The organism is Pseudohongiella sp., from assembly GCF_040877505.1.
GTDB lineage: Bacteria > Pseudomonadota > Gammaproteobacteria > Pseudomonadales > Pseudohongiellaceae > Pseudohongiella.
Genome location: NZ_JBBDNQ010000034.1, coordinates 131,683 through 150,470, shown reverse-complemented (window position 1 = coordinate 150,470; position 18,788 = coordinate 131,683). Strand labels below are relative to the sequence as shown.

The window sequence follows — 18,788 nt, the reverse complement described above, 5'->3', positions numbered from 1 at the left end:
AGCAGTGCGCGTATCAAGCGAGCAACCTGCGTTTGTTAACGGTTCTCGCTTTTTCCGTTATCTTCAGGAGCCAGTGAATGGGGAATTTTCGCGCCTCCCAAAGCGGCCAGGCTCGAACTTCCCCCTTTGTCAATGTCCGTGCTTTCCTCGTCGTCCGAGAGAAAATGTATTCTTGCATCTCCGTGCGTCAACAGGTCACGCAACAGCACAATGATACCGGCGACACACAGGAACAGCCCCATGTTCAGGGCTATTGATTGCAAATGCCGAAGCACGTAGAACATCTCCGGCAGTTCGATGGGTACCCACAAGAGAGGTGCCATCACGCCCAGGATAGCGATGAATGAGTACACCATGAAGCGGATGAAATGCACGGGTACGCGCTTGATGGTGAGCCCGTAAACGATAGTGGCAACAATCAATACACTCGCGGTTGCCTGCACAGCAATCAAAGCGCGCTCAGTAATGTAGGCAAAACGCCCTTCTTCGTAAGCAATATCGCCAACCCCGGTGTATACAAACGTCAACAAGGCATTTCCGGCCAAATACAGGATGCCGAGCAGTAACGGGAAAAGTAACATCCGGTTCTCGCTCGTCAGCTTGAAGCCGTCGGCTGATGCCCAGATTGTCAGCCAAAGTGGAATGCTCGCAAGATAAATGGCCACGGCCACGTACTCCATCATTGTTATCGCCCCAGTCAGAAAATTTTCGGCTATCCTAGCAAGCCCTCGCAGAAGTTGCACATGATGCCAACGGGTGGAGTGATCAAGAAACGGGTTGCGCGCCTTGGCTGGCAAACAGGCGCGCCAGATAGTGGCCGGTATGCGACACGGTTGAGCGCGCCACCTCTTCCGGCGTGCCTTCGGCGATTATCTGCCCGCCGCCATTGCCGCCTTCGGGGCCCAGGTCCACTATCCAGTCCGCGGTTTTGATCACGTCCAGGTTGTGTTCAATCACCACGATGGTGTTGCCCTGGTCGCGCAGCTTGTGCAACACCGCCAGCAGCTGGCGGATATCTTCAAAGTGCAGGCCGGTAGTGGGTTCGTCGAGAATGTACAGGGTCTGGCCGGTGTCGCGTTTGGACAGCTCCTTGGCCAGTTTGACGCGCTGGGCTTCGCCGCCGGACAGCGTGGTGGCGGCCTGGCCCAGGCAAATGTAGGACAGCCCGACATCCATCAGGGTCTGTAATTTGCGGGCGATGGCCGGCACCGGGTCAAAGAATTCCCGCGCATCCTCAATGGTCATGTCCAGCACTTCACTGATGTTTTTACCCTTGTACCTGACCTCCAGAGTTTCGCGGTTGTAACGCTTGCCGTGGCAGATGTCGCAGGACACATAGACATCGGGCAGAAAATGCATCTCCACCTTGGTCATGCCGTCGCCCTGGCAGGCTTCGCAGCGTCCACCTTTGACATTGAAGCTGAAACGGCCCGGGTTGTAACCACGGGTGCGGGCTTCCTGGGTGCCGGCAAACAGCTCACGCACCGGCGTGAAGATACCGGTATAGGTCGCCGGGTTGGAGCGGGGTGTTCGCCCAATCGGGCTCTGGTCGATGTCGACCACTTTGTCCATCAGGTCCAGACCGTCGATACTGTCGTACGGGGCCGCTTCCAGCGTGGTGGCGCCGTTGAGCTGGGTTGCTGCCACCGGGTACAGGGTGTTATTGATCAGCGTTGACTTGCCGGAACCGGAGACGCCGGTAACACAGGTGAACAGGCCCAGTGGAATTATGAGATTAACGTTCTGTAAATTATTGCCGCTGGCATTTTTTAGCGTGAGCATTTTTTTGCGGTCGGGCTGGTTGCGCTTAGCCGGAATCTCGATGCGGCGTTTTCCTGACAGGTACTGACCGGTCAGTGAATTGTCAGCCGCAATAATATCAGCGACCTGGCCCTGTGCCACGATCTGCCCGCCGTGCACACCTGCGCCGGGGCCTATGTCGATGACATGATCGGCGCTGCGAATGGCATCTTCATCATGTTCCACCACAATGACCGTGTTGCCAATATCGCGCAGATGGAACAACGTCGACAGCAGCCGGTCATTGTCACGCTGGTGCAGGCCAATGGAGGGTTCATCCAGAATGTACATGACACCGACCAGGCCGGCGCCGATCTGGCTGGCCAGACGAATGCGTTGTGCCTCGCCGCCGGACAGGGTGTCGGCGCTGCGGCTCAGGGTCAGGTAATTCAGGCCCACATCAATCAGAAATTGCAGGCGCTGCTCCAGCTCGCGCAGAATCTTGTCGGCGATAGTAGCGCGTGAGCCCTGCAATTCCAGGCCATGAAAATAGTCATAGGCCTGCACAATGGTCATGCGGGTGATATCCGGCAGGGTGGTGCCTTCAATATAGACATGACGGGCGTCGCGGCACAGCCGGGTACCTTCGCAGTCGGGGCAGGCGTGTGAGCTGAGGTACTTTGCCAGTTCGTCGCGCACCGTCTGTGATTCAGTCTCGCGGTAGCGCCTCTCCATGTTGGGCAGAATGCCTTCAAAGGCATGGCGTCGCACGGTACTGTCGCCCCGGTCGTTCATGAATCGAAAATCGATATCTTCGCCGTTGCTGCCGTGTAGCACGATGTCCTGCTGGCGCTTGCTCAGGTTTTCAAACGGGGTGTCGACGGCAAAGTCGTAGTGCGCTGCCAGCGAGTTGAGCATCTGGAAATAATAGAAATTGCGCCGGTCCCAGCCACGAATGGCACCTTCGGCCAGCGACAGCGAGGCATCGGTCATGATGCGCTGGGCGTCAAAAAACTGTTTCACGCCCAGACCGTCACAGCTGCCGCAGGCGCCGGCCGGATTATTGAAGGAGAACATGCGCGGTTCCAGCTCGGTGATGCTGTGTCCGCACACCGGGCAGGCAAAACGCGAGGAGAACGTCAATTCGTCGCGCGGATCGTCTTCATCCATGAACGCCACCGCGACCAGGCCGTCGGTCAGTTGCAGCGCAGTTTCCAGGCTTTCCGCCAGCCGCGTCTGAATATCAGGGCGCACCTTCAAACGATCGATGACCGCTTCTATCCGGTGTTTTTTGTTTTTCTCCAGGGGTGGCGGGTAATCCAGTTCGGTGACCGTGCCATTGATACGGGCGCGGATAAAACCGCCGCTGAGCAGCTCCTTGAAGACATGCAGGTGCTCACCTTTGCGGTCGCGCACCACCGGCGCCAGAATCATGATCTTGCTGCCTTCGGGCAGGGCCAGGATCTGGTCCACCATCTGACTGACGGTTTGTGCCTGCAGTTTTTTATGGTGAGTCGGGCAGAAGGGCTCACCAGCGCGGGCGTACAGCAATCTCAGGTAGTCGTATATTTCGGTGATGGTACCGACGGTGGAGCGCGGGTTGTGTGAGGTGGATTTCTGCTCAATAGAGATGGCGGGCGACAGACCCTCGATGTGGTCAATGTCGGGCTTGTCCATCATGGACAGGAACTGGCGCGCATAGGTGGACAGCGATTCCACGTAACGGCGCTGGCCTTCGGCATACAGCGTGTCGAAGGCCAGGGACGATTTGCCGGACCCGGACAAACCCGTGATGACCACCAGCTTGTTGCGTGGGATGGTCAGATTCACATTTTTCAGGTTATGGGTTCTGGCACCCCGTATCGTGATCTTGTCCATGATTTTCCCGCACTTCCCCGCGCCATTGGCGCAACAACAAAACAGGCAATTATGGGCAATATTGGTCGATATCGCAAAGGCGATTCTGGTTTGTCTGCATTTTGTGCTGTTGTCGGCGACAATGCCGTATTCATGCTATGCTCTTAAGACAAATCAAGCATAACCGGACAGGAGGACAGCACAAGGTGGCAAGTCGCGGCGTAAACAAAGTGATATTGGTAGGAAATGTAGGCAAGGATCCGGAAACACGCTATTTGCCCAGTGGCGGCGCGGTGACCAACGTAACGCTGGCCACCAGTGATAGCTGGAAGGACAAGAACACCGGGCAGCCGCAGGAAAAAACCGAGTGGCACCGCATTGTGTTCTTCAACCGCCTGGCAGAAATTGTCAACGAATATGTGCGCAAAGGCAGCAAACTCTACATTGAGGGCAGACTGCAAACCCGTAGCTGGGAACAGGACGGGATCACCCGGTACGCTACCGAAATTGTTGCCAATGAAATGCAGATGCTGGATTCGCGTGGAGGCGGCGGTGGCGGCAATCAGGACGATCAATTTGGCCAGAACAGTCGGCAGGAGCCACAATCCTCCTACGGTGGCAGCTCAGCCGGCAGTTCCGGTGGTGGCAATGCAGGCGCAGCGCGCGGCGGCCAGGGGCAACAGCCTGCCGGCAACAACCCTTCGCGTCCGGCAGATTTTGATAATTTTGATGATGACATACCGTTCTAAAGGGCGGGCCGGAGCACACACCGCAGGTGAAGCTATTAATTATTGGTGCCGACAGTGGTGTCGGTGTTGAACTAGGCAAACTTCTCAAAGAGCGCCAGATCAGCTGGGTAGCGCCGGATACCGACGCTATTCTGGCCAGGGATCCGTTGGCAGCCGCCAGGGTCATCACTCAGGCTGCGCCTGACCAGGTCATCAATCTGGCCGCGTTTGCCGCCGGCAGTCAGCACGCATTAACAATGGCCGAAAGCCATCCCGACGCATGTGAACTGATCAATCGCAAGCAGGCCGAACTGGTGGCTCAGGTGTGCGACCATCTGCATATCCCTCTGATTCACCTGTCCACGGCTCATGTGTTTGGTGGCGACAAGAAACTCGCCTATAACGAACAGGATCTCCCCAAGCCACAAGGCGTTTACGGACAGACCGCGCTGGCCGGTGAACAGGCAATTACTGCTACCACGAAACAGCATATTATCGTTCGTGCCGGCTGGCTGTTTGGCCGTCAGCAGGATGAAATACTGCGGCAATGGCTTGACGAACTGAAAAAGGGTGATGGCAGTGTCGCGGTCTGTCGCCGCAAGTTTGCACCCACTCCCATTGAAGACCTTGCCAGAGTGTTGTTGGCGATATCGCAGCAGGTCGACTGCCAGGCCGATGTGTGGGGTGTTTACCATTACGCAGCGCTGGAACCCCTGCGTGAAAGTGAGTTTGTCCAACAACTGGTGAAATTCGCAGCCCAGCATGACGAGGCGGTCTATCGTGTGCTTGATCATCTGACGATCAATCTCAGTCGTATTGAGGCCCCCCAGATAGCCAACGCAACACTGGCGACGAAAAAGATATTCGAGACCTTTGGTATCAAACCGCGCCCCTGGCACGGTAGCCTGCAGCGGCTGGTTAAATCCTGGTACAAGGCGCGCGGTGATGCCTGAGTTGTCTGTCAATTCCCTGATGCCAGTTGATGCGGCGCTGACGCGTTTGCTGGATGACGCCAGGTTGCGGATAGCGCCCGAAACCGTCGCCCTGTCGCAGGCGGATGCGCGAGTGCTGCTGCGTGATGTTGTCGCCGGCTGTGATGTACCGCCCTGGGACAACAGCGCTATGGATGGTTATGCCGTGGATAGCCGTGCGCTGCACATTGATACATCGCTGATGGTCAGCCAGCGCATCCCGGCCGGGACTGCGCCCGGGGCACTTGTGCCGGGAAGTGCGGCCCGTATCTTCACGGGTGCGCCGATGCCTGATGGCGCTGACGCCGTCGTAATGCAGGAAAATTGCCGCGCGGAAGGTGACCGGGTTTTTGTCAGTAAGCCGGTCGTGCCGGGTGAAAATGTGCGGCGTCAGGGCGCAGACGTGCCGCTGGGCAGCGTTTTGCTCCGCGCCGGTCATCGTCTGCGGCCGCAGGACGTGGGCTTGCTGGCCGCCACGGGGCAGTCGTCTGTGCTGGTCGGCAAACGTCCCAGGGTGGCCTTGATGGCAACCGGAGATGAACTGATTGAGCCAGGCCAGCCTCTGTGGCCCGGGCAAATCTACAACAGTAATGCCTATATGCTGGCAGCCATGCTGCGCGTGCTTGGCATAGACCCGATAGACATCGGACGTGTCCCGGATTCACTGGCCGAAACCGAGGCCGCATTGCGCCACACGGCGCAGCAGGTCGACTGTATTATAACCACGGGTGGCGTGTCTGCCGGGGAAGAGGATCATGTGCGTGCAGCGCTGCAGCGCTGCGGCCGGCTGACGCTGTGGAAGCTGGCTCTGAAGCCCGGGAAACCCTTTGCGTACGGCCAAATCGATAACACCGTGTTGTTTGGATTGCCAGGTAATCCGGTCTCCGCATTTGTTACCTTTCTGTTGCTGGTGCGACCGGCGCTGCTGGCCATGATGGGCGCAACGCAGTGCAGTCTGCCTGAGCGTCTCGAGCGCTCGGGCTTCTCACTGCCGGAGTCGGGCGCCAGGCAGGAGTATCTGCGCGTGTGCCTGCAGGGTAGTGGTGGCGAAAGATATCTGCAGAAACTGTCTGACCAAAGTTCCGGTGTGCTTAGTTCGGTCTCCGGGGCTGACGGGCTGGCGGTCATTCCGCCCTTTACCGCAGTAGAACCTGGCGATCAGTTGAGATTCCTGGCGTTTAATGACATAGTTTGACGATCTGATGCGCCGTCGTCAGCAGTAGCGAGCAGGAATCTCCATGACAGCCCCCGAAAGTATCAATGGCCATCCGACACAGTCCGGCGTTCGCCTGCTCGTGATCCTGGGTCTGACGCTGGCGCTTGCTGCCTGTGAGCTGGCGCCGCCGCTTGAGAATGAGTCAGTGTCGGCGCCGGACGCTGATACCGTGGCGGCGATTGAAGAGGTCGAGGATCTGCTGGCGGCGGAGGCCGCACGTGCCGACGCCGAACGCCAGCGTCGTTACATCGCCGATATACTTTATGATGGCATGCGTGCTTTACGCACTGACCGGCTGATGACGCCAGCCGAGGATAGCGCCTACCATTATTTCAGCCGCGTGCTGGCGTTCGAGCCAGGCAATACCGTCGCGCTAGAGGGCATGCGCGACATTGCCCTGCGCTACCTGGAGCTGGCCGGTACGGCTTCAAGACAGGGGCAGTTTGACAATGCAGAAACCTTTCTGCGCCGTGCTGAAAGTGTTGATGACGAATTGCCGGCCATCGCGATTGCCAGACAGACACTGGCGACTGCCCGGGAGCAGACTCACAGCGTTCATACCCTGAACAATCGCGAGTTGGCGGGACGCCAGCCGACGATTTCCCGACAGCTTGAGGATATCGCAAGGCTGGTGGCAGAGAACAATACTTTTGTGCTGATTACCGCGCCCAGTGACGAATTGGGCCGGTGGATATACGCACAGTTGCAGGGGGCCATGACTGAATCGCGCCTGCGCGCTGATATCGAGATTGGTGAGCAGGCTTCAATCCGGCTGATACTGCCGCGCACTACCTGAACAAAAAATTGCCGATACATCTGCCCGCTTCATAATTCTGTAATATTAAGCTGATATTGTTCTCACTATCGGTAGCAAGAGGGACAGTCTTGCTTCTCCGAGTGACTGGGCAATGACTCTTCGTGGAAGGTGAGTGATTAGCATCGTCAGGTTCTGAACCGATTGATAGTAGTGGTTTTCTTCATTTTAAACCGGGTTTGTCCTTGCAGAAGGGTTGGCCCGGTTTTTTTATGGCGACTGGCTACCAACCGGCTGCCAACCGACTTTGCATGGAGGCTTGTGGGTCATGGAGGCTTGCGGGGCATGCAGGCTTGCGGGTTGTTATTGTCAGGATCAGAGTGTAGCGCCGAGTTTTCTGATGCCAGCCAGAATCTGTCGGCAGGTGATTTGTCCGACCAGTTGATTGGTTTCCGATACCACGGGTCTGCGTCGCTGTCCCTTGGCGAGCATATCGGTGGCGACGTTGATAATATCGTCACTGATACGGGCTGAATTGATGTTCTCCGACGTCATATGCTCGTGTACCTGTCCCACGCTACCCTGGCTGTATGTGGCATCCAGTATCCCGCGCAGACAATCAAGTTCGGACAATATTCCCAGTAATGTGCCGTCTTTGCCAATGACGCAAAGTCCGGATACCCGGTTTTTGGTGATCAGGTCCACAGCCTCTACCAGTGAGGCATCGGGCGATATGGTTACCGGCTTTTCCTGCATGTAGTCTTTCAGGTCGACGGAGCGCAGCATGTCATGTTCTCTTCTTATTTTTAGTGCACTTTAGTTTTGGATTATGGATTATCACTCATTCCGGATTCCGTGAGGCCCCGAATTCATTTCGAGTGTACCTTCCGGAGACGACTGATTCAAGAATACCCGGATTTCAATGTCAAGCAACATACGTTATTGTCGAGGAGTGACTATAACCCGGATTCGCTATGATCTTTTTCCTGGCAGTACATATCATGGCTTTGCTAGTCTGGTGTGCTTCCCTGCTGTTCCTGCTGACATTGACAGGCGCTGGTTGTCCGTCTGTGCTTAAACAGACAGACAATGTGTTGACACCACATCGACATGATTCTGTTGCAAGAGCTCTGTTCACACTGGTTTCCACGCCGGCGGCCCTGCTCGCAATTGTATCGGGCACCACCGTGTTTTTGTTGACGGGTACTGTCAACGTCTGGCTGGTCATCAAATTAACCGTGGTTATGCTGTTGGTGATCGGCCACACGCTCGGAGGTGCACTCATTCTGCGGGCGGAATCCGGGCACAAAGTGCGGCCGTGGAGTCAGTTGTTGATAGTCTGCGTGGCGTTGCTGATGGTCACCATCGTGTTGTTGGTGCTGGCAAAGCCGGAATCCGGAGATTTGGTCCGGAGCTTGCCATGGTGACACCTCAGAGCCGATTAAAACTCTTGATCGTGGTTGGCGGCCTCTTCAAGATCCACGCCTACCGCATGCTCATAGACCAGTTGTCCCCCCAGATAACCCGTCGCCGCGATCAACAGGCCAGTGATGACCGACATGTACAGACCCCATGGCAAAATAGCTGCATCTGGCGCGGTGCTGAACCGGAGCAACCAATTGAGCGAAGCGAGCGACAGCAACATGACTGCCAGCACCGCATGACACCAGGCGGTAATCAGACGACGTATGCGGGGCACCAGCAGCAAATCGAGAAGACCGACGCTCCCCGATATCGCTCCACCAACGGCACCTGTCCCCGCCAACCACAGTCCGGCGCGAGCCCAGAAATAATCGCCGGTCAACACGTAGGCAACATCAGTGGCCAGCAGACCGAACAGTGCAGCGACCGGGAAGTGGATCAGTACCGGGTGCAATGGGTGACCAAACACGGCCATCCGACTGGCGATAGATCTGAGAACTTGGTTTTTCATCAATGTCAGGTATTCCTCAGCAAGCGATTCACCAGCAGCTTAGCAGCCTTCGGTCGCGGGTTCCTCTATTGTTGCCAGGTTGCGGGTCTTTGCGCTGTGCTGAGTGCGTGCAGTGGGCCGTTGTCGACGCTGGATCCGGCGGGTCCGTCGGCGCACGCCGCAGCCACATTATGGTGGGGAATATTCGGTTTTTTGCTGTTGGTGATGGTGGTTGTTATCGGGCTGTGTGTCTTTGCGATAGTTCGTCAGCCAAGTCGCCATGAGTTGGCACAGGCGCGGGACTGGCGCGAGAGCACTATGACCGGGCAGCAAAAAATCTGGGTAATTGGCGGAGGTGTTGTGCTGCCGTCCCTGTCTATTCTTGCCTTGCTGATCTTCAGTATACCGGCCAATAACCGCATGTCAGGTTTGCCCGATGAATCTGACCACGCTCTGAAGATAAATGTTGTGGCGCACCAATGGTGGTGGCAGATAGATTATCCACCTGAGTCTGATGAGAGCGCGCCGGTCAGTGTGCGGAATAGTCTGCATGTGCCGACGGGCGTTCCCGTTCACCTGTTTTTATCGAGTGCCGATGTTATCCACTCCTTTTGGGTGCCGCGTCTGGCCGGTAAACTGGATGTGATTCCGGGGCGCACCAACGAACTGCAGATTCAGGCAGACGAACCTGGAATCTATCGGGGCCTGTGCGCAGAGTTCTGCGGTCTGGCGCATGCTCAGATGCAATTTGAGGTACATGCACACAGCCGCGAGGATTTCGCGCTGTGGCTATCCCGCCAGCGGCAACAGGAGCCTTCAGCGCAACAACAGCCTTCAGCGCAACAACAGCCTTCAGCGCAACAGGAGCCCTCAGCGCAACAAGAGCCTTCAGCGCAACAGGAGCAGCCAGAAGATGACTGATTCCCTTACCCATGATACGCAAGCCCGGGAAAAATCTGGATCGCTGCATCAAAAACTGACATCCGCCTGGTCCAATCGCCCGGGCTGGGGTGTGTTGTCCTCAGTAAATCACGGCACGGTGGGCGTATGGTTCATGCTCACGGGTGCAGCATTTTTTCTGGTCGGTGGCGTGCTTGCCATGCTGATGCGCAGTCAGCTGGCGATACCGGACAATACCCTGCTGGATGCCGCATTATACAACCAGATTTTCACCATGCACGGCACGGTGATGATGTTCCTGTTTGCCATTCCGGTGCTTGAAGGCATGGCGATTTACATGATTCCGAAAATGGTTGGCGCACGGGATCTGGTGTTTCCCCGGCTCAGCGCATTTGGATACTACTGCTACCTGTTTGGCGGTCTGATCATCCTGATGAGTCTTTTTGGCGACATGGCGCCGGACACCGGCTGGTTCATGTACACCCCCCTGAGCAGCGCCCAGTACTCACCGGGCTCAGGTCCTGACTTCTGGCTACTGGGCATCACTTTCGTCGAGATTTCCGCCATATCAGCGGGTGTGGAGCTTACTGTCTCCATTCTGCGCAGTCGTGCCCCCGGTATGACACTCAAGAAAATGCCGATATTCTGCTGGTGCATTCTGGCAATGGCACTGATGATTATTTTCGGTTTCCCGCCTCTCATATTGGCCAGTGTCATGCTGGAACTGGAGCGCGCCGCCGGCATGCCCTTTTTTGATGTTGCCGGTGGCGGTGATCCTCTGCTGTGGCAGCATCTGTTCTGGCTGTTTGGTCACCCGGAGGTTTACATCATCTTCCTGCCGGCTGCAGGCGTGGTGTCGACACTGATTCCGGTATTTGCCGGGCGCCCGATGGTAGGCTACGGCTGGGTAGTGTTTTCCATCATGCTGATGGGTTTTGTCAGTTTCAGTCTCTGGGTACATCACATGTTTACGGTCGGCATCCCTCAGTTTGCGCTGGCATTCTTTTCTGCTGCCAGTATGTTGGTGGCAATACCCACCGGTATCCAGATTTTTTCCTGGCTGGCCACATTGTGGAGCGGTCGCGTCGTGTTCGCCCTACCCATGTTGTGGATATTCGGTTTTCTGGTGATATTTGTCTGTGGTGGCCTGACAGGCGTGATGCTGGCACTGGTTCCGTTCAATTGGCAGGTACATGATACGCATTTTGTTGTTGCTCACATGCATTACGTTTTGGTGGGAGGCATGTTTTTCCCGCTCATCGCAGGTTTGTACTACTGGTTGCCGCATTTCTCCGGTCGCATGCCTTCTGACAAACTGGGGCGCTGGGCGTTCTGGCTGACTTTTATCGGCTTCAATATGACATTTTTATTGATGCACTTGACCGGCCTGCTGGGGATGCCGCGGCGGGTCTACAGCTATGAATCCGGCATGGGATGGGATGGGTTGAATCTGCTGTCGTCCGTGGGAGGGTTTGTTATGGCCGCTGGTGTGGCGATGATCATTGTCGATGTTGCCATGCATTTTCGTTTTGGACGGCGGGCGTTGCCCAACCCCTGGCAGGCCGACACGCTGGAATGGGCTCTGCCAATGTCACCACGGCCTTATAACTTTGCCAGTATTCCTTCGATATCGACGCGACATCCATTGTGGCATAACAGTGATCTTCCGGCGAGTATTGCTGCCGGTGATCATATGCTGGCCACCACCAGCCACGGGCGACGGGAAACCCTGTTAACGGAAGCCGGGACAGCCCGTGTGCAGGCGATCATCCATTTGCCTTCCAACTCCTGGCTGCCATTACTGACTGCCCTGGTCATGGCGACAGTCTGTATCACCCTGCTGGCAAAAGCGTATCTGTGGGCACTTGGCGCTGCCGTGCTTGCTGCGGTATTTCTGTTGCGCTGGAGCTGGGTTAACGGCGCTCATCCGGGTTCGGCACCGATAAGGTCGGATGATCCGGTGGATCCACCACTGCATTCCCGGACCACTGATGGCCCGGGTCTGTGGGGAATGGTGGTGACCCTGATGGCGAATGCGACACTTTATCTGTCTCTGCTTTTTGGCTGGTTTTATTTCTGGACAGTGTCTCCGCAGCGAATCGTACCGGACGAGGTGCCGATCAGTTTCACGGTACTGTTTGGCAGCGGGTTGTTGTTGTTGCTGTCTGCCGCTGTCTACCAGAACGTTGTCACGCGCGCGCGAGCCGGTCTGGCAAAAGGACTTCAGGCACGGCTGTTGATGGTGCTGACAGCAGGATTTTTCCACAGTGTCAGCCTGGTCTGGGTAATGCTGACATCGCCGTTACAGGCATCTGACTTGACGCATGATGCACTGATTCTGTTTCTGTTGATGTACCTGGTTTTCCATAGCGTATTGAGCTGGGTATTAACGCTATTGCAGCTGTTTCGTGTGAAAGCGGGTTATGTCGGTGCAAAAATGCCTTATGAGTTGATTGTGGTAAGACCCATGTGGATCTATACCACGGTGGTGTTCTGGACAGGCATGCTGGCTTTTTTTGGTATGCCGCTGGTCTGGCCAGTCAGCTCATGAGGTGCGGCTCACATCAGGGCCCCAGTCAGAAGGCGATACTGCTGGGCGTAACTTTGTATTCGATGGCTTTACCTGCGTTTGCGCACAATCCACTGACAGGCTCGGGGCAGGAGAGGGTGGCAGGTGTCCTCAGTGCTCTGCTGCTGCTGGGCTTCTGGCTCATGTATTGTCGTGGTTCACTTCGGGTGAGGCCGGCGTTGACTAAAGCGCTGACATTTCATCTGACGTTTTTACTGTGTGTGCTGACGATTCTGGGTCCGTTGGATGACCTGGCACAAACCAGCACTGCCGCGCATATGGCGCAGCACATGCTGATGATTGTCGTGATTGCTCCGCTGTGGGTGCTGAGCCAGCCGTTGCCGCAGGTGTCGGCCGGTGGTGCCCGCAGTGTTTCTTTACTGTGGCAAGCGGCGTTGCGCCTGGCCAGGTATCCGATGTTCGCGGCGTATCTACATGGCGCAGTCATCTGGATCTGGCATATGCCTTTTTTCTATATGCTGGCGGTGGATAATCCGTGGTGGCATGGCCTGGAACATGCGTTTTTTCTGCTAACGGCGGGAATCTTCTGGTGGGCAGTGATGCGTAGCAGCGCGGATAACTTCCCGGCCGCAGTGATGGCGCTATTGTTCACCCTGATGCACACCGGCTTTCTGGGTGCATTGCTGAGTTTTTCGCAAGCGCCGGTCTACGGAGAATCCCGTGGTGTTGCGGATCAGCAACTCGCCGGACTGATCATGTGGGTGGCAGGCAGTGGGCCGTATTTATTGGGCCTGGGCTGGATGTTGCGCCGTTGGTATCTCCGCCAACCTGCCTGAGTGTGCCATCTCCATGTTAGCCAGCGTCAGTACATCTGCATCAGTCGGGGCCGAGTTTAACCAGGACACTGGCGTGTTGTGTCAGGAGTTCTTGAGGTATTCATCGACCTCTTTCTGCGCCTGTTCCTTGTCCTTGCCGTAACGTTCCTGGACCATACCTACCAGTTGTTCGCGATTCCCGTCAATGCGGTCAAGATCGTTGTCGGTAAATTTGCCCCACTTGGCTTTGACGGATCCTTTCATCTGTTTCCACTTGCCTTCAAAAATATCGTTATTCATGCTGTTCTCCTTGAGAAAGTATTCCTGACTGACATGTCGGGGGAGCAGTAACATAGTACTCGCCCCCCCACCGTGATCAATCAAACGTTACAACAGTCAGGCATTATTAAATGTTGCTGACATTGTTGGCATCTGACATGTCATCCATTGCGTCAACAATCTGCTCATACTGCTCTTTGCCGACGGGTTCTGCGTTGGCCACGTCATCGTCAGCAAAGTCCACTACAGGCAAAGCACGTTTGACGTCAGCTACAGTTACTTCGGTGGTGCCTTCAGTCTCCATCAGATCCAGTTCGGGCAGCGCTGTCGTCAGCTCCATCCGGTTCAGGTTGCCGTTACCGTCAGTGTCGGCTTCAGCAAATGAGGGGTGGTCGCCAGCCATGGCGAAACCTGAAATGCCAATCAGGAAAGTTGATGCAATAAAAAGTGATTTTTTCATCTGTGTATCCTCGTGGTTTTCAGTGATTAATTTTTGCGTCCTGCTCAGGATACAATGCAGTCCGCGTGCCATGTTTAAAATTAATATACTTATCAATTGCTTGGGGTGATTTGAAGTTTGCTGCGGTGAGAGAGTCTGTCGGGAGAGAGGGACACTTGGCCAGATGAATGGCCAAGTGCCTGATTTATTGGTGGTTGGGTGTATAGCAGGCCCAACATGCTCGGAATGGACCGTTACTCTGATGAGGTATGTTGCTGCTTCTTGTCAGCAGCAATGGTTCAAATGACAGTCTCTGCGACTGGTTCCGGCTCTTGTGAGTTTTTGCTGCTGAAAATACGGGTCAAGTCTTCCAGTATAAGGTACATGGAAGGAATCAGGAAAAGGGTGAGGAAGGTTCCGAAGGCGATGCCAAACCCGAGCGACAAAGTCATCGGTATCACCATTTGTGCCTGCATGCTGGTTTCAAACATGATCGGAAACAATCCCAGAAATGTTGTCAGCGATGTCAGCAGGATCGCGCGGAAGCGGCTGGTGCCTGCCTCTACGACAGCATCAAGCATGTGCATCCCTTCACGTCGGGCGCGATTGACAAAGTCGACCAGAATCAGACTGTCGTTGACGATGACACCGGCCAGTGCGACCAGGCCGAACAACGACATCATGCTCAGGGTCGTGTCGAACACAATGTGCCCGATCAACGCGCCAATCATGCCAAACGGAATAACAGCCATGACAATAAAAGGCTGCACATAGGACTTCAGCGGTATGGCGAGCAGAGCATAGATCAGAAAAAGGGCTGCCATGAAGCATATCGCTATGCGCTCAATCAGCTCAGCCTGTTCCTGGCTGGCGCCGCCAAGCCCAAAGGTCACGTCGGGGTAGGTCGTGGTGAGCTCCGGCACGTAATTCTGGATGATGTCACGGATAACTGCCGCTGACTGCGCGACTTCCGGATCAACGTCGGCCGTTACTGACACCGTGCGTTGCCGGTCGATGCGATTGATTGTCGAGAAGCCTTCGCCGATGTTGGCATCAGCGACTTCACTAAAGGGCACTTCGTCACCGTCGTCGGTTCTGATACGCATGTCTTGCAGGCTGGCAATGGACTTACGGTCAGCTTCCGGGTATCGCACCATCACTTTGAGTTCGTCTCTGCCGCGCAGCAGGCGCTGTGCTTCTTCACCGTAGAATGCCTGTCGGACCTGAGTGCCCAGCGTGGTTGCGGTCAATCCCAATTGCTCAGCGTTTGGTTTTATGTTCAGGCGGATCTCTTCACCGCCACGGCTGTATGAATTGGTGACGTCAAAAACACCGTTGTAGCTGCCCAGTTCCCGTTCAAGATCATTGGCTGCCATTTCCAGTTGCGCATAATTTGAACCCATCAATTGCAGGTTGATCGCAGAGCCGCCGCCGGCGCTGGTGCTGGAGAAGAAGCGCAAGTCGCGCACACCGGGGATGATTGCGACGCGTTCGCGCCAGCGTTGTTCAATCTCCAGGGGACTCACGGTGCGCTCTTCTGCTTTGGTCAGTTCAACCAGTATCTCACCGCCGCTGTCGCCGTTGGTGAAGACCATGACGTGGTCAACCGGATTCTCGTCGGGATATTCTTCGTTCAGTGTCAGAATCGCCTGTTCCATGCGAGTCAATGCGTCATTTCGTGCCTGGAACGACGAGCCGTCGTTCATGGTGACGCTGGCCTGAATGAAATCACTGGGGATATTGGGAAAGAACTCGAAACGAACCAGACCGCCAATGACCAGGCCGGCACTCAGAATCAGTGCGGTGACAAAGGCAGCAACGGTGGCATACCGGTTGTTTACTGCTGTGATCAACGCGGGTTTGTAAATATTGTTGATAAAGTGGGACAGCCCGCGTGCGACCCACTGCTGATAGCGCTCCAGCGGGCTGGCCTTTTTGCGTTTTATTTTTTTCAGGCGGGTGTGGGCAAGATGCGCAGGAAGAATCAGTTTCGATTCAATCAGTGAGAAAATCAGGCACAGGATGACCACCATGCCGATGGCTTCAAAAAAGGGTGCCACCTGGCCGCCGACCAGCAGCATCGGCGCAAATGCGGCGATGGTTGTGAGCACGCCGAAGGTTGCCGGCACCGCTACAAGTTTTACACCGGTGATGACATTATCCAGGCTATGGCCGTTGCGCGTGACTTCCGAATGTACGCTTTCTGCCGTGATGATGGCGTCATCTACCACGATACCCAATACCAGGATAAGGCCAAACAGGCTAAGCATGTTGATATCGACCGGGAACGGCCCCATCGGCATCAGAAATATCGCGCCAAAAAAACTGATGGGAATTCCTACCATCACCCATAGCGCGATCTTCAGCCGCAGGAACGTGGTCAGCACAAGAAACACCAGCATGGCGCCCATGAGCAGGTTGCCCAGCATCATGTTGAGCTGGGCTTCCAGATAAAATGCGTTGCTGCCCCAGCTGTCTATGTTGACGCCGGGTGGAAAACTATCCTGATTTTGGGCGATGTAGTCGGAAACGGCTCGATCAATGTCGAGAACGTTTTGTTCCGGCGTTGCCATTACCTGAATATTGAGGGAGCGGTTACCGTCAAAGCGGGAGAAGTTTTCGGTTTCAACAAATCCATCAACGACGGTCGCAATATCCTTGACCAACAGGCGACTGCCGTCGGGGTTGGTGCGAAGCACGATATTGCCGAATTCTGTCCCCGTGTATGATTGCTCCTGAGTGCGCAGCTGAATGCGGCCGGTATCCGTGCGAATCGCGCCGCCGGGCACGTCAACCGATGCGTTGCGAATGGCGGCAGCTACCTGGCCCATGGTGAGGCTATATTTGCGCAAGGTGTTTTCGGACACTTCAATGGCGATTTCGTAGTCGCGGTCGCCCTGAATTTCAGCCTGGCTGACCTCGGGCAACAAAAGAATATCGTCCCTGATATCCTGCGCCAGGGTTTTCATGGCACGGTCATCAAGGTTTCCGAAGATGGATACCTGCAGCACCGGCTGAGTAATTTCGATTTCCCGCACAACCGGTCTTTCGGCGTCGTCAGGGAAGGTGGAGATTCGATCTATGCGGCTTTTGACCTCGTTCAGCAATTCGATGACATCGTAGTTGCCGGACACTTCCATCATCATGCTGCCCGAGCCTTCCCGCGCAGTCGAATTGATGCGATTGATGCCGCTGAGGCCCTGTATGGCCTCTTCCATAGGCACAACGATGGCGAGCTCTACTTCCTCCGGTGCCGCGCCAGGGTAGGCCATACTGGCAGTGATCATGCGTGTTTCAAATTCAGGAAACACCTGCACCTTGATAAAGAATACCGAAGCGAATCCGGCGCCGATGATGAACAGCATAAGCAGGTTTGACGCAACCGAATTGGTGCTGAACCAGGCAATAATACCTTTGTGTTCTGTCGTGGGTATCGGTTTCATGATTGACCTGCATCCGGGTTGACGCGCATGCCTTCAATCGGAATGGGCACCGGTGAAATGATCACCTGGTCATTGTTGTTCAATCCCTCATTGACATAAACCCGGTCCGCGTCACTGCGAATAACATTGACCTGGCGCTGCCGCAGGCGCTGCTCGGCGTCCATTACCAGCACCTGATTGCCATTGCGCAGCGCTTCAAGGGGGATGTCAAACACGCCCGGGACCCGGTTGCCTTCGATATCGGCATTAACAAAGGAGCCTGCCGGTAGCGGCGGTGCCTCCGTCATGTCTTGCATGCCATAGGGATCGTTTACGCGCGCAACGGCATAATGCATTCTGCTGGTGCTGTCGACGACACCTTCCGTGCGCACGATCTCTGCCTGCCAGTGATGTTTTTTGCCCGCCACGTTTGTATGCAGTGTGACCCTGGTAGCATTCGCAGGTGCCAGTTGTCCCGGCGCAGGCAATGTCAGCCATCTCATGTCAGCATCGTTGAGGGGAAGTCTGATTTCGGCATAGTCAGTCGCAAAAATCTCGGCAATTTGTGCGCCCGTACCCAGATACTGGCCTATGTCAGCCGATTTCTCACGCACCAGCGCATCGTAGGGGGCACGCACGGTGGTTCGGTCCAGCTGTCGCTGGGCGCGCCGCAGCTCGGATTCCGAGTACAGCACGCGGGCTTCGGCTTCACGCAGGAAGGGCGTACGCAGAGCCAGAATGGGGGCATTCTCGCGCGGACGACCTGACAGGTCCCATTCCCTGGCGGCCTGGTCCGCCTGCGCCTGTTCCTGGGCCAGCTGGGCCTGCGCAGTCAGCAGATTTGCCCGGGCCTGGTCTACCGCCACTTCGTAGTCGGCGGGGTCTATGGTGAGCATCACGTCACCTGCACTGAAAAAACCTCCGGAAACCAGTTTGTCGGATACAGACATAACCCGGCCGGAGACTTCCGCGACAATCGACGTCTGGGTCCTGGGCTGCACGGTGCCCTGCGAACTGACATTGATGTTCATGTCTGCGCTGGTGACTGTCAGCGTTTGCACCGGCACCACTCGTTCGGCGGTAGGTGTGCTTGGCGGCTCCGGTCTTAACATGATCATGGCAGTCGTTATGGCGCTGCCAATGGCTACGATGAGCAGTGGCAGCAACCAGCGTTGACTGTGATGCCAAAATTTGGATTTCATGTGGTTTCCTTGACGATTCTGGT

At 55.8% G+C, this 18,788-nt stretch carries 16 protein-coding genes; 8 read left to right on the top strand and 8 right to left on the bottom strand.

The window, feature by feature from the left end; genetic code table 11:
• Positions 1–35 precede the first annotated feature (35 nt).
• Positions 36–797, bottom strand: a complete 762-nt coding sequence (locus WD071_RS12935) for a hypothetical protein (protein ID WP_368048797.1) — start codon at positions 795–797, stop codon at positions 36–38.
• A complete protein-coding gene (uvrA, locus tag WD071_RS12930) occupies positions 766–3,618 on the bottom strand; it encodes an excinuclease ABC subunit UvrA (protein WP_368048796.1) in 2,853 nt (950 codons plus the stop codon). Before uvrA ends, WD071_RS12935 begins: the two co-directional genes overlap by 32 nt.
• Before the next feature lie 185 nt (positions 3,619–3,803).
• Between uvrA and ssb the strand changes: the two genes are divergently transcribed.
• Genes ssb through WD071_RS12910 form a run of 4 tightly spaced genes read left to right on the top strand, consistent with a single transcriptional unit; the run spans position 3,804 to position 7,308 of the window.
• Positions 3,804–4,346 carry a single-stranded DNA-binding protein gene (gene ssb, locus WD071_RS12925; protein WP_368048795.1) on the top strand — a complete coding sequence of 181 codons (543 nt, stop codon included), beginning with the start codon at positions 3,804–3,806 and terminating at the stop codon, positions 4,344–4,346.
• 26 nt (positions 4,347–4,372) lie between these two features.
• Positions 4,373–5,278, top strand: coding sequence for an NAD(P)-dependent oxidoreductase (locus WD071_RS12920; RefSeq protein WP_368048794.1), 906 nt, complete (start codon positions 4,373–4,375; stop codon positions 5,276–5,278).
• Positions 5,271–6,491 (top strand): gephyrin-like molybdotransferase Glp, encoded by a 1,221-nt coding sequence (gene glp / locus WD071_RS12915; RefSeq protein WP_368048793.1) that lies wholly within the window; start codon positions 5,271–5,273, stop codon positions 6,489–6,491. Before WD071_RS12920 ends, glp begins: the two co-directional genes overlap by 8 nt.
• A gap of 43 nt (positions 6,492–6,534) precedes the next feature.
• Entirely contained in the window at positions 6,535–7,308 is a 774-nt protein-coding gene (locus WD071_RS12910) for a hypothetical protein (protein ID WP_368048792.1), read from the top strand.
• A gap of 333 nt (positions 7,309–7,641) precedes the next feature.
• Here WD071_RS12910 and WD071_RS12905 read toward each other — a convergent pair whose 3' ends face one another.
• Positions 7,642–8,052 carry a CBS domain-containing protein gene (locus WD071_RS12905; protein ID WP_368048791.1) on the bottom strand — a complete coding sequence of 137 codons (411 nt, stop codon included), beginning with the start codon at positions 8,050–8,052 and terminating at the stop codon, positions 7,642–7,644.
• A gap of 188 nt (positions 8,053–8,240) precedes the next feature.
• On the opposite strand from WD071_RS12905, the gene WD071_RS12900 reads away from it, so the two are divergent.
• Complete coding sequence (locus tag WD071_RS12900; protein ID WP_368048790.1) at positions 8,241–8,693, top strand: CopD family protein; 453 nt, start codon at positions 8,241–8,243, stop codon at positions 8,691–8,693.
• A 14-nt stretch (positions 8,694–8,707) separates the two neighbouring features.
• On the opposite strand, the gene WD071_RS12895 is transcribed toward WD071_RS12900, so the two are convergent.
• Positions 8,708–9,199: a DUF2231 domain-containing protein gene (locus tag WD071_RS12895; protein WP_368048789.1), complete on the bottom strand. Its 492-nt coding sequence runs from the start codon at positions 9,197–9,199 to the stop codon at positions 8,708–8,710.
• Positions 9,200–9,295: 96 nt separating this feature from the next.
• On the opposite strand from WD071_RS12895, the gene coxB reads away from it, so the two are divergent.
• The 3 genes from coxB (at position 9,296) to WD071_RS12880 (ending at position 13,444) form a co-directional block, all read left to right on the top strand.
• A complete protein-coding gene (gene coxB, locus WD071_RS12890) occupies positions 9,296–10,099 on the top strand; it encodes a cytochrome c oxidase subunit II (protein WP_368048788.1) in 804 nt (267 codons plus the stop codon).
• Positions 10,092–12,629: a cytochrome c oxidase subunit I gene (gene ctaD / locus WD071_RS12885; RefSeq protein ID WP_368048787.1), complete on the top strand. Its 2,538-nt coding sequence runs from the start codon at positions 10,092–10,094 to the stop codon at positions 12,627–12,629. Before coxB ends, ctaD begins: the two co-directional genes overlap by 8 nt.
• A gap of 116 nt (positions 12,630–12,745) precedes the next feature.
• Positions 12,746–13,444, top strand: coding sequence for a cytochrome c oxidase assembly protein (locus tag WD071_RS12880; protein WP_368048786.1), 699 nt, complete (start codon positions 12,746–12,748; stop codon positions 13,442–13,444).
• An 81-nt stretch (positions 13,445–13,525) separates the two neighbouring features.
• Here the strand turns inward: WD071_RS12880 and WD071_RS12875 are convergent, their stop codons facing one another.
• From WD071_RS12875 to WD071_RS12860, 4 genes are all read right to left on the bottom strand, one after another.
• Entirely contained in the window at positions 13,526–13,723 is a 198-nt protein-coding gene (locus WD071_RS12875) for a CsbD family protein (protein WP_368048785.1), read from the bottom strand.
• Between the two features lie 106 nt (positions 13,724–13,829).
• Positions 13,830–14,162, bottom strand: a complete 333-nt coding sequence (locus WD071_RS12870; RefSeq protein WP_368048784.1) for a hypothetical protein — start codon at positions 14,160–14,162, stop codon at positions 13,830–13,832.
• 278 nt (positions 14,163–14,440) lie between these two features.
• Positions 14,441–17,584 carry an efflux RND transporter permease subunit gene (locus tag WD071_RS12865; RefSeq protein ID WP_368048783.1) on the bottom strand — a complete coding sequence of 1,048 codons (3,144 nt, stop codon included), beginning with the start codon at positions 17,582–17,584 and terminating at the stop codon, positions 14,441–14,443.
• Positions 17,581–18,765 (bottom strand): efflux RND transporter periplasmic adaptor subunit, encoded by a 1,185-nt coding sequence (locus tag WD071_RS12860; protein ID WP_368048782.1) that lies wholly within the window; start codon positions 18,763–18,765, stop codon positions 17,581–17,583. The genes WD071_RS12865 and WD071_RS12860 overlap by 4 nt, the downstream gene beginning before the upstream one ends.
• Positions 18,766–18,788: the final 23 nt, after the last annotated feature.